The organism is Terrisporobacter mayombei (assembly GCF_020748465.1).
Taxonomy (GTDB): Bacteria; Bacillota; Clostridia; order Peptostreptococcales; family Peptostreptococcaceae; genus Terrisporobacter; species Terrisporobacter mayombei.
Genome location: NZ_JAHZMP010000033.1, coordinates 1 through 802, shown reverse-complemented (window position 1 = coordinate 802; position 802 = coordinate 1). Strand labels below are relative to the sequence as shown.

Genomic DNA, 802 nt, shown 5'->3' with positions numbered 1-802 from the left:
ATCGCATACCATCGGCTGACGCGACCTCACCACCACCCCAGAGATTCGCTAGGGGAACTTCTCTTTGTGCTAAGAGCAAGTTTCAGCAACAACTCCTGAACAGATTCAAGGACAATGCGGGAGACACCATCATTTTCTGCTACCACGTCTGACAAATCCACTATGCCAGGAATAGCCAGCCGGGTACCTTTGTCTCTTATGGAAGCAATTAGTTTTTCAGCTTCAGGAAGGGGGAGCCGACTGATACGGTCAATTTTTTCGGCTGTCACCACATCACTAGGCTGAAGATCAGCGATAATGCGGAGAAGTTAAGGTCTGTCAGCCCTGGCACCCGATGCTTTTTCTCGATAAATACCGGCGATATAAAAACCACTGGCAATGGCCGTTTTTTCGATGTCAGCCTGGCGTGTCAGATCCTGCTCTGATGTACTGACTCTCTCATAGATGCGAGCAATTTTCATTTACTGTAGCCAAAATGAGTATAGGTAATTTGGCTATCGTAAAAAAGGTGGTTAAAAATTACAACCTGCAATGTAAATTGGCTAGTTAATTTTTGGCTATTTAAATTGACATCTTAACGGCGTTTACTGTTCCATTGCTCCCCAAACCCCGTTTCCCTGATTTTGGGGAGCAATTGAAGCTGCTGGTTACCAGCAGCCTGCAAAAAACACATAAGCTGGCCTGAAAGGAATACTTCACAATTAATATCATTGAGGACCGTGGTTTTATCCATACAATTCTGATACGACGCTTATCATGACTCATGAGTTACGAACACATTCACCTCTTTTTCTGCATCTTT

General features: G+C 44.3%; 1 protein-coding gene. It reads right to left on the bottom strand.

Going from position 1 to position 802, the window contains the following annotated elements:
- Positions 1-308: 308 nt before the first annotated feature.
- Positions 309-461 carry a recombinase family protein gene (locus K0039_RS24665; RefSeq protein ID WP_228106763.1) on the bottom strand — a complete coding sequence of 51 codons (153 nt, stop codon included), beginning with the start codon at positions 459-461 and terminating at the stop codon, positions 309-311.
- Positions 462-802 lie beyond the last annotated feature (341 nt).